The following is a 13,161-nucleotide window of genomic DNA, read 5'->3' on the forward strand; positions in this document are numbered from 1 at the left end:
CATCCACCCTTCATACCTATCGCAAAGGTCGGCGCAAAGCATCATCGCGGCAAAGGCCGTTGCGGACATCGCTATAGACCGTTTATTTGACTGGTTTATAATGGTGACGACAAATCTATTGCTCTCCGGTTCTTGACCCCGGCACGAGGAACGACATGGAAAACAGCGACATTACACTTTCGGAAGCCGCAGCGAAGCGAATCGCCCAGATCGTCGCAGCGGATGCGGGCAAGCAGGCTCTGCGCGTTTCGGTGGAAGGCGGCGGCTGCTCGGGCTTCTCCTACAAGTTCGACCTGGCGGAAGACCCCGCCGATGACGACATCGTGATTGCGCGCGGAGACGCCAAGGTGCTGATCGACAGCCTGTCGGTTGTCTATATGGCCGGCTCTGAAATCGACTTCGTCGACAATCTGCTCGGCCAGTCCTTCCAGATCAAGAACCCGAACGCGGTCGCAAGCTGCGGCTGCGGCACCAGCTTTTCTATTTGATGGTGATATCAAGCGCCAAGCTTGAGATCATTCACGCCTTTCTCTCCGCCCTCGTTCCTGCGCTCGTCACAGGAATGAGGGTTTGGGGAGCTGCGGTGCATCCATAGCTGTTGATCTACCCTGCCCCGGCTTCTATCCACCACATCCTCACCCGCCGTTTCCAAAAACGGTGGCAATCGCTTTTGCATCGGGTAAAAGTAACCTCACAAAAGGGAAACTCCGATGAAGATTGCCACCTGGAACATCAACGGCGTCAAGGCGCGTATCGAAAACCTCTGCCAGTGGTTGAAGGATTCATCGCCCGACATCGTTTGCCTTCAGGAAATCAAGTCGGTTGACGAAGGCTTTCCCCGCCTTGAGCTGGAGGCGCTCGGCTATCACGTCGAGACCCATGGTCAGAAGGGTTTCAACGGCGTCGCCCTTCTGTCGAAGATGAAGCCCGACGAGATCAATCGCGGCCTGCCGGGCGACGATGCCGATGAACAGGCACGCTTCATCGAGGGCGTGTTTTCCGTTGATGGCGGTGCGATCCGGGTCTGCTCGCTCTACCTGCCGAACGGCAATCCGCCTGACGATCCGGTCAAATATCCCTACAAGCTCGCATGGATGGAGCGGCTGCGCCGCTTCGCCGAAGATCGCCTTGCGCTTGAGGAGCCGCTTATTCTGGCGGGTGACTACAACGTCATCCCCGAACCCTTCGATTGCCACGATCCGCGGGTCTGGGCGGGCGATGCGCTGTTCCTGCCCAAGACGCGCTCGGCATTCCGCAGGCTGGAAAATCTCGGCTTTACCGATGCCGCACGCGCGACGACGGATGAACCCGGACTTTATTCCTTCTGGGATTATCAGGCTGGCGCATGGCCGAAGAATAACGGCATCCGCATCGACCACCTCATGCTGTCGGCGGAAGCGGCCGACAGGCTGGAATCGGTCAGCATCGAAAAACATGTGCGGGCTTGGGAAAAACCGTCCGACCACGTACCGGTCTGCGGTTATTTCAATTTTACGCCGATCAATTGAACGGCGCTCGCCGGGCGAGTTAAAGAATTTCCGGTAAAAGTACGCCGAAACAAAGAGTTAGAGCACGTCAAACGATTCCGTTTAAACAGGACGTGCTCTGAGTCGCCTCAGCCAAAATAGACATAATTGTCAGTTCGGATCATCGATCTGCATGTTCTGCGCCAGCGCGATAGCCGCGCGGCGATCGTTTTCACCCGCGAGCGAAAAAGCCTGTTCCTGAAGGGTCTGGATCCAGGTGCAATCCACCGCCGTGCATTTGTCGAGCGCGGCCGTCATGAAGGCGAGCCCCTGCGTCGTCTGGCCTTCCTGGAAAAGCAGATTACCGAAAATCGACATGGCGCCGGCATGGCCGTGCTTGCGTGCCTGATTGAGCCACTTCTTGGCCTGCTGCACATCCGCCCGGCCGCCCTCACCCGCAAGGATCATTTCCGCCAGACGGAACTGGGCCTCGGCCACGCCAAAGGTGGAAGCCACCTGAAAATAGAGCTGGCGGGCCTGCGACAGGTCCATCTTTACCGGAGTGCCGGGAATGCCGTGGCGGTAATAATCGGCAAGAGAAAGCAGCGCGTTGACGAAGAAGCCGGTATCCTCGGAGCCCGGCTCGACGCCCTGGCTGGCAATTTCGCTGTAAATCTTGAAGGCTTCGAAGTCGTTCTTGGCAACGCCATCGCCGAAGGCATACATATTGGCAAGCGCCCAGCGCGAGCCGGTATGGCCCTTTTCGGCCGCATAGCGATAGGCCTCGACGGCTTCGTCCTTGTTACCGTTCTTGTAGGCCTTGAAGCCGAACTTGAACAGGTCGAAGGGCCCGGATTCCTTGGTAACGCCTGCGTTGATGTCAAAAGCCAGCACCGGCATTGCGAGCGACGCAAGCAAAAGGCTCATGATGAGCGGCTTTAGAACATGTGCTTCACATTTCAGCATTTAGGCGAACTTCTCTCACTCTTCCCGGCATATAGCCAATACTTGCGGAATACTGCAAAGCTGAACCCCGCCGGGTCGCGATTTTTCGAACACACTGCGTCTTTCCGGCAGCACTTTCCAGCGCACTGCCGGTGGTCATATGCGGTAATTGCTCCAAATTTTCAGTGAGACAGATATAGGCATAATTTCCGGCAATATAACGGCGTTTGACCGCCTGCCGGTCAGCGCCAAACAAGAAACCCGGATCAAATTCCCGTATTACTTGCTTAAACCCTGAATCCAAACCCGTTTTCACTCTTCGCAACTCCGCAGGCCCACATCAAACGCCTGCATGTTCTTCCATCCCCGCGTCCATAAACAGAAGCCAAGCACCTTGTTTGTGGCGGGAAATGGACAGATATGCCCACATTCCAACGCGGCACCACGCTTGCAGAAAAGTGTTGCCAAATCGTCACAAAACTTTCGGGCTAGAAATTTTTATCGAGCAGGAATCATAGTCGGGAATGAAAAAAGGTCCGGTTGGTAAACCGGACCTTTCTTTTCGTTCAGGTGTGGCGAATGGTGTCAGAACTTGACCTTGACGCCCGTAGAGATCGCAGCCACGAGATCGTTGCCGAAGTCGTAGCCCGCCTCATTGCCGCAGGTGAAGCCCGCACCGCAAGGTCCACCGTTGATGGATGAGCTACCGGAGGTCAGGAGGCCGAGAGCACCGGCAACCTTGAACTCGATATTCTTGTTCGGCGAGTAGACGATCTGCGTGCCCAGCGTCCAGGTGTCGGTCTGGGTGCCGATAACAGTCGATGTACCGCGATCCCAGGTCAGGCTCACAGCACCGCTCCACTGCTCGTTGAACTTGTGACCAACGCCGCCGGAAATCGTCCAGCCATCACGATAAAACAGGTCTAGCGTGTTCAGCGTGTCAGCGCCGCTCGGAACGCAGGGGGACGTCCCTACCGCGCAGAAAGGAATGACCTGAATCTGGCTCCAGTCAGTCCACTTCACCGAACCGAAAGCCAGCCAGTCCGGAGCTATGCCGGATTGCACCTTGAGTTCGATGCTGTCTGGCATCGAAACGGAGCCATATATCGGCACCAGCTTGCCGCCGTATTTCGCCAGCGTCGGAGAGATGGACGGCGGCGTCTGCGGAACTCCTCTGACGTCGGCGAAACCGGTCAGGTCATGATCGACGGCGCTGTTATAAACAAGGCTCGCCCGGAAGGCGACCTCGGGGATTTCGTAGGCAACGCCGGCGCGCCAACCCCAACCGTCACCTTCCATCTCAAGTTTGCCGACGCCGCTGAAGCTGGACCAGGCCGGATTGAGGCCAAGAACAGCTGGGCCAAGAACCTGACGGTATTTATAACCGCTGATCTCCTGGTAAAAGCCGCCGCCAATAATCGAGAAGTCGCCCTTGCCAAGATCAAACTTCACACGGCAGGTGGTGGCGTAATTGTGCGACTTTACCTTGGTTTCGATATTGTAGCTCGATCCCTGCCAGATGCCCGGATTGAGGTGCGCGCCCCAAGGCTGCGAATAATCGAACATGCAGTCGCCGAAATCGCCGATTGCCGCCTTGGCGCCGATGCGGGTCGACCAGAAGTTTTCAGAGTCATCTGCGCTCCTTGACCAAGTCGCAGGCAGCGGACCGCTCTTCAGCGGATTGTCACGCGCATTCTCAACCTTGCGCTGTGGCGCAACGAATGTAGCGGAACTGTCGAGAACATAGTCGGACGGGTCGAACAGCAGGTCGATATTGTAGCCACCGCGCTCGAGGCCGCCCGCCAGTGAAGGCGTGACCGCCGCGATGCTGGCTACGAAACATACTGCGCCGCGAAAAAATGCAGTTTTTGCCATCTCTCTCCCCAATCAAGGCAATGTGATCATTGAGAGAGTGAAATGCTTTGCGGCAAATGACAATCTGCCGTGGCGCGGCGCGGTTGCCACCGGATGGCCATTTTTTTACGTAAGTTTTTGATGTTTGGCATCTTACATAATCATTTTAGGCTATTATTCTAATCCAATTAGAAAAAACGACACAAAACGAAACAAACTCCCAATCCGCACCGGAAATGTCGCCAAATAACCACAGTTGGACGTTTCCGAAGAAAATCGCTTATCAGGCCGTTTTTATTGATCTTTTTCGTCTTCCTGCGCGGTTTTGTGCGCCTCGCGGCAGAAATAATCGCGCTGTCACGCAGTGCATGATTCGCCATTGCAACGCAGCAATGAATTGAGCCGGCCCTGACAGAACGCAAAACGCCCCGTTTTCACGGGGCGTTTTGATTTTACACGCAACAGGAACCTTATCCTGCTTCGCTGACCCGCTGCAGGGCGGTTCGAAGACTTGTCAGCTGAACTTCCAGCTCCGCCTTGCGGTCGCGCTCGGCGGCCACAACCTCCGGATCGGCATTGGCCACGAATTTTTCGTTCGACAGCTTCTTGTCTATGCGTTCCATTTCCGCATCCACCTTGCCGATCGCCTTTTCGAGACGGGCCTTTTCGGCCGCGAGATCGACGAGGTTGCCGAGCGGCAGGCAGACGGTGGCCTCACCGATGATGATCTGCGCGGAACCTTTTGGCGCCACATCGGCACCACGGATTTCATCGGCACGCGCCAGGCGCCGGATAGCGGCGGCATGGCGGTCCAGCCGCGCTTCTGTCGAGGTATTGGCACCGACCACCACCAGCGATGCGGTGGCGCCCGGCGGCACGTTCATCTCGGCACGCGTCGAGCGGATGCCCGAAACCAGATCGATCAGCCAGTTGATTTCCGCAGCCGCGGCATCGTCGCGGAATTCCGGAGTCGGCCAGTCGGTAAGGCAGAGAAGATCAGCCCGCTCCTCGCCCTCGCCCGCCGTATGCGCCCACAGCTCTTCCGTCATGAAAGGCATGAAGGGATGCAGGAGCTTGTAGATCTCATCCAGAACATAGGCCGCGCAGGCCTGCGATTCCGCCTTTGCCGCCTCATCCTCGCCACCGAACACGGGCTTGAGCAGTTCCAGGTACCAGTCGCAGAACTGGTTCCAGACGAAACGGTAGAGGATACCGGATGCATCGTTGAACCGGAAGTTCTCAAGAGCCGCCGTCACATCGCGCGCGGTGTTGGCAAGCTCGGTCAGGATCCAACGGTTGATCGTCAGCGATGCGGTTTCGGCCAGGAAATGCGGATCGCGCTTTACGCCGTTCATTTCGGCAAAACGCGTGGCGTTCCAGAGCTTCGTGCCGAAGTTGCGATAACCGGCGATACGTGCCGGATCGAGTTTCACGTCACGACCCTGCGCCGCCATGATGGCGAGCGTGAAGCGTAGCGCATCCGCACCGTATTCGTCGATCAGTTCCAGGGGATCGATGACGTTGCCCTTGGACTTGGACATCTTCTGGCCGTTCTTGTCGCGAACCAGCGCGTGGATGTAGACGGTGCTGAACGGCTCGACCGGATTGCCGGCATCGTCCTTCATGAAATGCAGACCCATCTGCATCATGCGGACGACCCAGAACGGGATGATGTCGAAACCGGTGACAAGCACGTTGGTCGGATAATAGCGCGCCAGTTCCGGCGTCTTTTCCGGCCAGCCGAGCGTCGAGAACGGCCACAGCGCCGATGAGAACCAAGTATCGAGAACGTCTTCGTCACGGGTCAGGATCTCACCCGGCTTGAAGTTTTCAAGCTTCTCCTCGACCCAGGCCTTCCACGGACCTTCATGGGCAATATAATGCTGGATAGCGGCCTGAAGCGCCTCTTCCTCGGTCTTTTCAACGAAGACCTGCCCGTCAGGGCCGTACCATGCCGGAATCTGGTGTCCCCACCACAATTGCCGCGAGATACACCAGGGCTGGATGTTCTCCATCCACTGAAAATAAGTGTTTTCCCAGTTCTTAGGCACGAAATTGGTGCGGCCTTCGCGAACCGAGGCAATGGCCGGCTGAGCCAGCGTCTTGTTGTCAACCCACCACTGGTCGGTGAGGCGCGGCTCGATCGGCACGCCGCCACGGTCGCCATGCGGCACGACGTGCTTGTGCGGCTCGATCTTGTCGAGGAGGCCGGCTTCCTCGAAGATTTCGACGATGACCTTGCGGGCGAAGAAACGATCCTGTCCTTCCAGACGATCCCATGCGCCGTGCAGCGCCGCCGGATGATTGAGGCCCTCGAGGAAATCCTCGTTCTCCTTGATGGAGATCGTCCCATCGATATTCATGACGTTGATGGCGCGCAGACCGCAACGCTTGCCGACCTCGAAATCGTTGAAGTCGTGCGCAGGCGTGATCTTCACGGCGCCAGTTCCGGCCGTCGGATCGGCATAGTCATCCGCAACGATCGGGATCTTGCGGCCAACGATCGGCAGGATGACATGCTTGCCAATGATGCCCTTGTAGCGCTCGTCTTCCGGGTTCACCGCAACACCGGTATCGCCGAGCATGGTTTCTGGCCGCGTGGTAGCAACAACGATGTAATCGCGCGTTTCGAACTCGGTGGGCTTGCCCTCCTCGTCAAATGCGATCGGGTGCTGATAGGTCACACCCTTTTCCAGCGGATAACGGAAGTGCCAAAGGTTGCCCTTCACTTCGAGCTGTTCGACTTCCATGTCGGAAATCGCGGTCTGCAGCTTCGGGTCCCAGTTGACGAGGCGCTTGTCCTTGTAGATCAGGTTCTGCTTGTAAAGGGTGACGAACACCTCGAGAACGGCCTCGGACAGACCCTCATCCATGGTGAAGCGCTCACGCGACCAGTCGCAGGACGCGCCGAGACGTTTCAGCTGGTTGAAGATCAAGCCGCCGGATTCGGCTTTCCATTCCCAGACCTTGTCCACGAAGGCCTCACGGCCCATTTCGCGGCGGCCCGGAAGCTGCTGTTCCATCAGCTTGCGCTCGACGACCATCTGCGTGGCGATGCCCGCATGGTCCATGCCCGGCTGCCACAACACGTCCTTGCCGCGCATGCGCTCGAAGCGGACCAATATGTCCTGAAGCGTGTTGTTGAGCGCATGGCCCATATGCAGGGAGCCGGTGACATTCGGCGGCGGGATGACGATTGTGAAGGTTTCCGCGCCCGGTTTGGCGTTGGCGCCGGCACGAAAAGCGTTCGCCTCGTCCCAGGCTTTGGCGATTTTCGGTTCGACGGATGCGGAATCGTAGGTCTTTTCGAGCATTTCCTGACCTGAATTTTAGAGTTCTTGTGTGGATTTTTTTAAATAAGGATGGATGGTCGAGAGTCAACAGAAACCGACCCGTCAGCGACTATGACCCCATAGCGCCTTCATCTTCAACAAAAAAGCCGCCCCGGTGCCGGAGCGGCCTCTGTTTCATTATCTTGCGCATGTTACAAGATGCGGACGAACAGAGCCTAGCGGCGCGAGCCGCGCGCCACACGTTCGATTTCCTCACGCACGAGACGCTCCACCAGGGTCGGCAGATTGTCTTCCAGCCAGTCCTGCAGCATCGGACGCAGCATTTCGGCGGCCATATCCTCGATCGAGCGTCGTTCGACGCCATCGAAAATTTCCGCAAGTTCGCTGAAGGAACGGGCGATCTGCGCACCGGCAGCCTCGGAAATGAGGTTGAGCGACAAACCGCCCTCTTCCTTGGGTTCGGCCAGATCGAATGAAGGCATCTCGACAGCAGGTTCCTGCACCGAAATCTCGAAATGATCCTGGGCTACAGGCGTTTCGATGGCGCCACGCAGCGTCAGCTGGTCGAAGCGGTTCTCGAAAGCTACGCTTTCGACAGCGGCAGCAGCAGCACGATCCTCGGCGGCAAAAGCTGCCGGCTGTTCACTGGTGCTCGCGGCAGCGGCCGCCAGCAGCGGCCGCACATCCGTCGGGCGCTGCGGCGCAGGGCGTTCAACCTGTTGCGCAGCCGAAGGCTGCGGTACGCTGGAGGAATGAGCGGCCGGGGATGCCTGCGCGGGCTCACGCTGCGCCTGGGCGGCAAATGCCTGCGGCCCCATGGCAGCGTTGCGGTCGGCGGCAGCGCGAACGCGGGCGGCAACATCGGCAAGCGACATGCTTTTCTCGGCCGAGATTTCCTGCTGTTCTGGCGTCTGCTTTTCGGCGGCCGTGGAAAAATCCTGCACCGGCCTTGCGCCAAATGCCTGGTTTGCGGCGGGGGGAACGCGCGCCGGCGGGCTGATGGCCTCCGTCACGAAGGACGCTTCGCCTGCGCCATCGTCTTCGTCGTCATAGACAGGCGGCAACTGCCCGGAAAACGCGCCGGTAGGCCCGGTCTCGTTGCTTTCGATGATCCGGCGTATCGACGCCAAGATCTCTTCCATGGACGGTTCACGCGCTACGCTTGGCTGAGCCATATCAATCCCCGGTTTCCACTCTCTAGACCGCCTTGCGTCCATACGGACGCCAAAAGGACGCTCCAACATTTTAAATCTGCACACCGTTCCTGTCGAAAATCGCTTCCGGTTTTCGGGCCGATGGCCTGAAAAGGGGTAGAAATACGCACACCCCGAATCACCATTAGTCTAGGGCAGGATAGTCAGGAACTAAATCACTGATTCGACAAGTTTCGCCGTGATGCACAGCTTTGTGAGAATGGTCTTTTTGGGCAATTGGGTGGGCGAAGCGGGTCTGCCGGTGCGGCACCCGCAAAAACAAACGCCGGGGCGGAAAGTCCACCCCGGCGTCCAAAACAATGATCGCTTTTAAAGATCAGAAAACGAATTCGGCCGCCTTGGCAAAACCGGGCAGAGGCTTGATCGACGCGTTGAAAGAGGTTGCAGCCGAGGTGCTGTTGCCATCGCGACGGTAAACGGTTGCCTTGGCAGCGTTACCGTATCCAACTACGACGACCAGACGTCCGCCATCGCGCAGCTGATCGGTCAGTGCCGCCGGCACTTCCTCTACAGAGCCGTTGATGAAGATCAGGTCATAGGGTGCTTCGCCCGCATAACCCTTTTCGAGATCGCCGGTGACAACAGCAACATTGTCATATCCGAGCGAGGCCAGCGTCTCAGTCGCCTCAGCTGCCAGCGTTTCGTCGCATTCGAGCGAAACCACCGAACCGGCGAGCTGGGACAGGATGGCCGCAGTATAACCGGCGCCGCCGCCGACTTCCAGGACCACGTCTTCCTTGGTCACCGCCGCAAGCTGCAAAAGCTTCGCCAGCGGCGAGGCCTTCATGACGTAACGGGCCGGGCGACCATCCCGGGCGGGACAGATCTGCAGATCCTCGTCCACATAGGCAATCTGCCGCACACCCGCCGGCACGAAAGCTTCGCGCGGCACGCTCAAAAACGCCTTCAGCACCGAATGCGACGTCACGTCGGTCGTGCGCAACTGGCTGTCGACCATATTGGCGCGTGCGGTTTCGAAATCCATCATATCGTTATCGCCTCAATTTCGCGGATGCCGGTCGGGAAGCCTCGGCCCCAAAAGCTCAAAACGGCACGGGTCTCCCCTCGCCTTTAAACAATCTCATAATTGCCCAAGCCTGCGCTTTCAAGCGCGGTGAGCCCTAAGTGCTGGAAAAAGCGAAATGGCCGGGATTTTTTAGAACAGCAAGGGCAGCCGATGACCGCGGGTAAGCCAAACGTTCAAAAAAACAGGTTCTATTCGGTGAAATTTTTGGAGGCCTCGCCCGGAATTGAACCGGGGTACAAGGATTTGCAGTCCTCTGCGTCACCACTCCGCCACGAGGCCTCACACGCTCATGAATTCGAGCGATGGCGGGCATTTAGAACGAATCCATTATGCGCGCAAGAGGGTTCGTTCCGAATGTGCTGTTTTTTCCGATCCGATGGACAAAGGGCAATCGTCCACGTCCTAAGCCCTTCGGATTCCGACATTTTTTGTATCTCACTCATATTCCAGAATAAACAATGCCCGCAGCCGGTGCTTTGCGCGGGTGCGGGCAGTCGCTGCATCTTCAATGCGGATCGATCAGATGCGACCCAGCAGAACAAGAACGAGGACGATGACCAGAACCAGTCCGAGGCCACCCGAAGGACCATAACCGTAATTGTGGTAACCCCAGCTTGGCAAAGCACCGATGAGGAAAAGAATGATGAGGATAACGAGAATGGTGCCGATCATGTTTAGCCCTCCATGAATAATAGGTATGCGCTGTATTTAATGACCAAACATGCAAAAAGTTCCGTTTCCTCCATCCGCTTATGGCGTGGGCCGAGAATGCATCTCCAGCCGATTCAACGGGTTAAACGGCATTTGCGGACAACGCGGCGGGTCGTGCGCGCGCACGGCGGCTGCGATTGGCGACGCACTACGCTCCGGCCCCGGGGTGATCGACCATGGTAGCGATTTATTCGAGGTAATTTCTCAGTCTATGTATATCGGGTGCCGTTCGTCATACTAAATCAAGTCACCCGTTCCCTGAAACTGGCGGGGGACTGGGAGACCTGGTATCACTGGCAGTGCGCCAGGTCTCACCTGTTTCCTTCTTCTCCGGCGATCTTCCCGCCGCACGCAAACCGTTCCCCAAACAGGCACACGGACATTTTACCTGCGGCGCTGCACGCCACGCTTGCCTTGCCTCTTTCTCTCCGGTTAGACCCCGGATCGGGAGGGAGAAATGAGAATCATATGTCCGGTTTTGCGAACCTCATCCCGCTTTTTATCTTCGGCCTGTTCGTCTACGCTTTCTTCCGCTGGGTCGCGCGCGACACTCAAAATCCGAGACGCAAGTAGCAGGTGCGAATAGCTCTGCCCTCTATCACTCGCGGGGAACCGTTGCGCCTCCATATCGTTTTCGCAGACGCACTTCGGAGGACAGGATGAAAACGCTCGTATCATTGGCCGCAATCGCGCTTACGCTTGCGGGCTGCACGACCTCAGGCCCGGCCGCTTATGTCGAACCGATCCCCGGCAGCATCACCTATAAGGGCCAGCCGCGCACCAAGCTGACGAAATCGCCGATCGGCAGTACCTTCAGCCACGAGTTCCGCATCGACGGCAGCACGAGGGCGGTGGAAACCTATCGCATTGCGCCCGATCGCTCGCTCGAACTCATAGACCGCCGCATCATTCGCGATTGGCTGTTCGGACGCGACGACTGACCGCACCGCAAGCCAACCGAAACCAATTGCGCATCCTGCCCGCTTGGTTTAGAGCCGGGCACGATAACCAACACGGATGAGCGATGAACACGCGCTGGCAAAAACCCGTCCTGATCGCGTTCGAAACGCCGGGCGACTATACGAGCATCGAGACCACGCAGGCGGCGTCCTGGGCCATGATCGAGGATTGGCCGATAGAGGACGGCGATGCGTTGGACGCGGCGTTGCTGGTCTGCGCCGCCGTCGATGCCGGCAGGAAAAAGCCGGAAGATGCGCGCAAGGCCTTCATCGCCGCCGCAATCGAGGCTGGTCTCGACATCAAGGCCTGACGGCATCAAGACCCATGGTCGAGAATTAAAATGGCGTCCTGAGGCGAAACAAGTCAGGACAACAGGTTTAAAGGGTAAAAACAGATGGAAGCTTCTGGAAACATGAAAAAAGCCCTGTTCATATTTCTCCTCTCCTGCCTCGCCATCGGCCTTCTCGGCCACCTCGTGGTCGCCTTCGTCGTTACAGGTTGAAGCACCGATGTCCACTCCGTATTGTGGCGGAGCGGCAGGGCATTAAAATTTCCTAAATTTCATTCTGCTGTTATGGAACCGCGATAAATCTTTTCCGTTCTCTCTTCGATCAAACAAGGAGGATTGAAATGCGTGACGGATTGAATGGTTTTCTCGAAATTTCCATGCTCGGCGTCGTGATTGCAAGCTGCCTTTTCATGGTCAACCTGCCGATCTGACCCGCCTTAAAAATCATTCCCTGCGGCACCGGCGACGTCAGAAGCCGGAGTAAGAAAATGCGGCCTTTCGGGCCGCATTTCTTTTTTCAGCAATGCAGGCTCAAGCGGAAAGCTTGGCGGCCAGCTTGGCGACATGTGCGCCCTGATAGCGTGCGCCTTCCAGTTCGATAGCAGAAGGCTGACGCGAGCCGTCGCCATCGGTGATGGTGGAGGCGCCATAAGGCGAGCCGCCCTTGATTTCATCGACGCCCATCTGGCCCTGGAAGGCATAGGGCAGACCGACAACGGCCATGCCGTGGTGCAGGAAGGTGGGGAGGAAACCAAGGATCGTCGATTCCTGACCGCCGTGCTGCGTAGCCGACGACGTGAAGGCCGAGCCGACCTTGCCGACAAGCTTGCCGCCAAACCACAGACCGCCGGTTTGGTCCCAGAAATTGCGCATCTGTGAGGCAACCGTGCCGAAGCGCGTGCCGGCGCCGACGATAATGGCATCGTATTCGGCCAATTCGTCAACAGTCGCGATGGGGGCAGCCTGATCGAGCTTGAAGTGCGAGGATTTGGCGACTTCCTCAGGAACCAGTTCCGGAACGCGCTTGACGACAACTTCCGCGCCGGCAGACTTCACGCCTTCGGCAACGGCATATGCCATCGTCTCGATATGGCCGTAAGATGAATAATAAAGCACCAGAACTTTTGTCATTTTCTTTGTATCCTTAGGGTTAATCGTCTCAGGCGTACCAGCCAGAAGCCTTTTTAAGAACGCGATGATCATTAGTGGTGACCCGTTACAAGCATGTGATGCAAAGGTAGCCCAGAGGCCGGTCCCACACCAGCGGTGCATCCGCATACGCACTGTTCGCAATCAGTGAACGAAACGCCGGAACGTCAACCTTTCACAGATAGACATTTTTTCAAAACCGCTTTGCATTCACCGGGCGGCGGACTAACGTCGGACAAAACAGCTGACGAGT

12 protein-coding genes and 1 tRNA gene are annotated in these 13,161 nt (G+C 57.4%); 4 read left to right on the forward strand and 9 right to left on the reverse strand.

Annotated elements, in window-relative coordinates:
• Positions 1-155 precede the first annotated feature (155 nt).
• Positions 156-488, forward strand: a complete 333-nt coding sequence (erpA, locus tag RBH71_RS20720) for an iron-sulfur cluster insertion protein ErpA (protein WP_003515615.1) — start codon at positions 156-158, stop codon at positions 486-488.
• Positions 489-710: 222 nt separating this feature from the next.
• Entirely contained in the window at positions 711-1,508 is a 798-nt protein-coding gene (gene xth, locus RBH71_RS20725) for an exodeoxyribonuclease III (RefSeq protein ID WP_003515617.1), read from the forward strand.
• A gap of 129 nt (positions 1,509-1,637) precedes the next feature.
• Here the strand turns inward: xth and exoR are convergent, their stop codons facing one another.
• From exoR to RBH71_RS20765, 8 genes are all read right to left on the reverse strand, one after another.
• On the reverse strand, positions 1,638-2,432 hold the full coding sequence (exoR, locus tag RBH71_RS20730; protein ID WP_003515620.1) for an exopolysaccharide production regulator ExoR: 795 nt from the start codon (positions 2,430-2,432) through the stop codon (positions 1,638-1,640).
• On the reverse strand, positions 2,419-2,727 hold the full coding sequence (locus RBH71_RS20735; RefSeq protein ID WP_233283652.1) for a hypothetical protein: 309 nt from the start codon (positions 2,725-2,727) through the stop codon (positions 2,419-2,421). Before RBH71_RS20735 ends, exoR begins: the two co-directional genes overlap by 14 nt.
• 269 nt (positions 2,728-2,996) lie before the next feature.
• Positions 2,997-4,286 carry an outer membrane protein transport protein gene (locus RBH71_RS20740; protein ID WP_003515621.1) on the reverse strand — a complete coding sequence of 430 codons (1,290 nt, stop codon included), beginning with the start codon at positions 4,284-4,286 and terminating at the stop codon, positions 2,997-2,999.
• A gap of 449 nt (positions 4,287-4,735) precedes the next feature.
• Positions 4,736-7,579, reverse strand: coding sequence for a valine--tRNA ligase (locus tag RBH71_RS20745; protein WP_003515623.1), 2,844 nt, complete (start codon positions 7,577-7,579; stop codon positions 4,736-4,738).
• 194 nt (positions 7,580-7,773) lie between these two features.
• Positions 7,774-8,733, reverse strand: a complete 960-nt coding sequence (gene popZ, locus RBH71_RS20750; protein WP_111801154.1) for a cell division protein PopZ — start codon at positions 8,731-8,733, stop codon at positions 7,774-7,776.
• A 355-nt stretch (positions 8,734-9,088) separates the two neighbouring features.
• A complete protein-coding gene (locus RBH71_RS20755; protein WP_003515626.1) occupies positions 9,089-9,760 on the reverse strand; it encodes a protein-L-isoaspartate O-methyltransferase family protein in 672 nt (223 codons plus the stop codon).
• A 244-nt stretch (positions 9,761-10,004) separates the two neighbouring features.
• A tRNA-Cys gene (locus RBH71_RS20760) sits at positions 10,005-10,078 on the reverse strand.
• A gap of 240 nt (positions 10,079-10,318) precedes the next feature.
• A complete protein-coding gene (locus RBH71_RS20765; RefSeq protein ID WP_003515628.1) occupies positions 10,319-10,471 on the reverse strand; it encodes a DUF3309 family protein in 153 nt (50 codons plus the stop codon).
• A 698-nt stretch (positions 10,472-11,169) separates the two neighbouring features.
• Between RBH71_RS20765 and RBH71_RS20770 the strand changes: the two genes are divergently transcribed.
• Positions 11,170-11,451, forward strand: coding sequence for a hypothetical protein (locus RBH71_RS20770; protein ID WP_003515633.1), 282 nt, complete (start codon positions 11,170-11,172; stop codon positions 11,449-11,451).
• A gap of 83 nt (positions 11,452-11,534) precedes the next feature.
• Complete coding sequence (locus RBH71_RS20775; RefSeq protein WP_003515635.1) at positions 11,535-11,780, forward strand: DUF982 domain-containing protein; 246 nt, start codon at positions 11,535-11,537, stop codon at positions 11,778-11,780.
• A gap of 510 nt (positions 11,781-12,290) precedes the next feature.
• Here RBH71_RS20775 and wrbA read toward each other — a convergent pair.
• Positions 12,291-12,890 carry an NAD(P)H:quinone oxidoreductase type IV gene (gene wrbA, locus RBH71_RS20780; protein ID WP_003515637.1) on the reverse strand — a complete coding sequence of 200 codons (600 nt, stop codon included), beginning with the start codon at positions 12,888-12,890 and terminating at the stop codon, positions 12,291-12,293.
• Between the last annotated feature and the right edge of the window lie 271 nt (positions 12,891-13,161).

This window comes from Rhizobium sp. AN68, from assembly GCF_030758035.1.
GTDB classification, from domain to species: Bacteria; Pseudomonadota; Alphaproteobacteria; order Rhizobiales; family Rhizobiaceae; genus Agrobacterium; species Agrobacterium tumefaciens.

Coding starts and splice junctions, on each gene's coding strand:
- erpA (WP_003515615.1), top strand. CDS start 156: ATGGAAAACAGCGACATTACACTTTCGGAAGCCGCAGCGAAGCGAATC.
- xth (WP_003515617.1), top strand. CDS start 711: ATGAAGATTGCCACCTGGAACATCAACGGCGTCAAGGCGCGTATCGAA.
- exoR (WP_003515620.1), bottom strand. CDS start 2,432: ATGCTGAAATGTGAAGCACATGTTCTAAAGCCGCTCATCATGAGCCTT.
- RBH71_RS20740 (WP_003515621.1), bottom strand. CDS start 4,286: ATGGCAAAAACTGCATTTTTTCGCGGCGCAGTATGTTTCGTAGCCAGC.
- RBH71_RS20745 (WP_003515623.1), bottom strand. CDS start 7,579: ATGCTCGAAAAGACCTACGATTCCGCATCCGTCGAACCGAAAATCGCC.
- popZ (WP_111801154.1), bottom strand. CDS start 8,733: ATGGCTCAGCCAAGCGTAGCGCGTGAACCGTCCATGGAAGAGATCTTG.
- RBH71_RS20755 (WP_003515626.1), bottom strand. CDS start 9,760: ATGATGGATTTCGAAACCGCACGCGCCAATATGGTCGACAGCCAGTTG.
- RBH71_RS20765 (WP_003515628.1), bottom strand. CDS start 10,471: ATGATCGGCACCATTCTCGTTATCCTCATCATTCTTTTCCTCATCGGT.
- RBH71_RS20770 (WP_003515633.1), top strand. CDS start 11,170: ATGAAAACGCTCGTATCATTGGCCGCAATCGCGCTTACGCTTGCGGGC.
- RBH71_RS20775 (WP_003515635.1), top strand. CDS start 11,535: ATGAACACGCGCTGGCAAAAACCCGTCCTGATCGCGTTCGAAACGCCG.
- wrbA (WP_003515637.1), bottom strand. CDS start 12,890: ATGACAAAAGTTCTGGTGCTTTATTATTCATCTTACGGCCATATCGAG.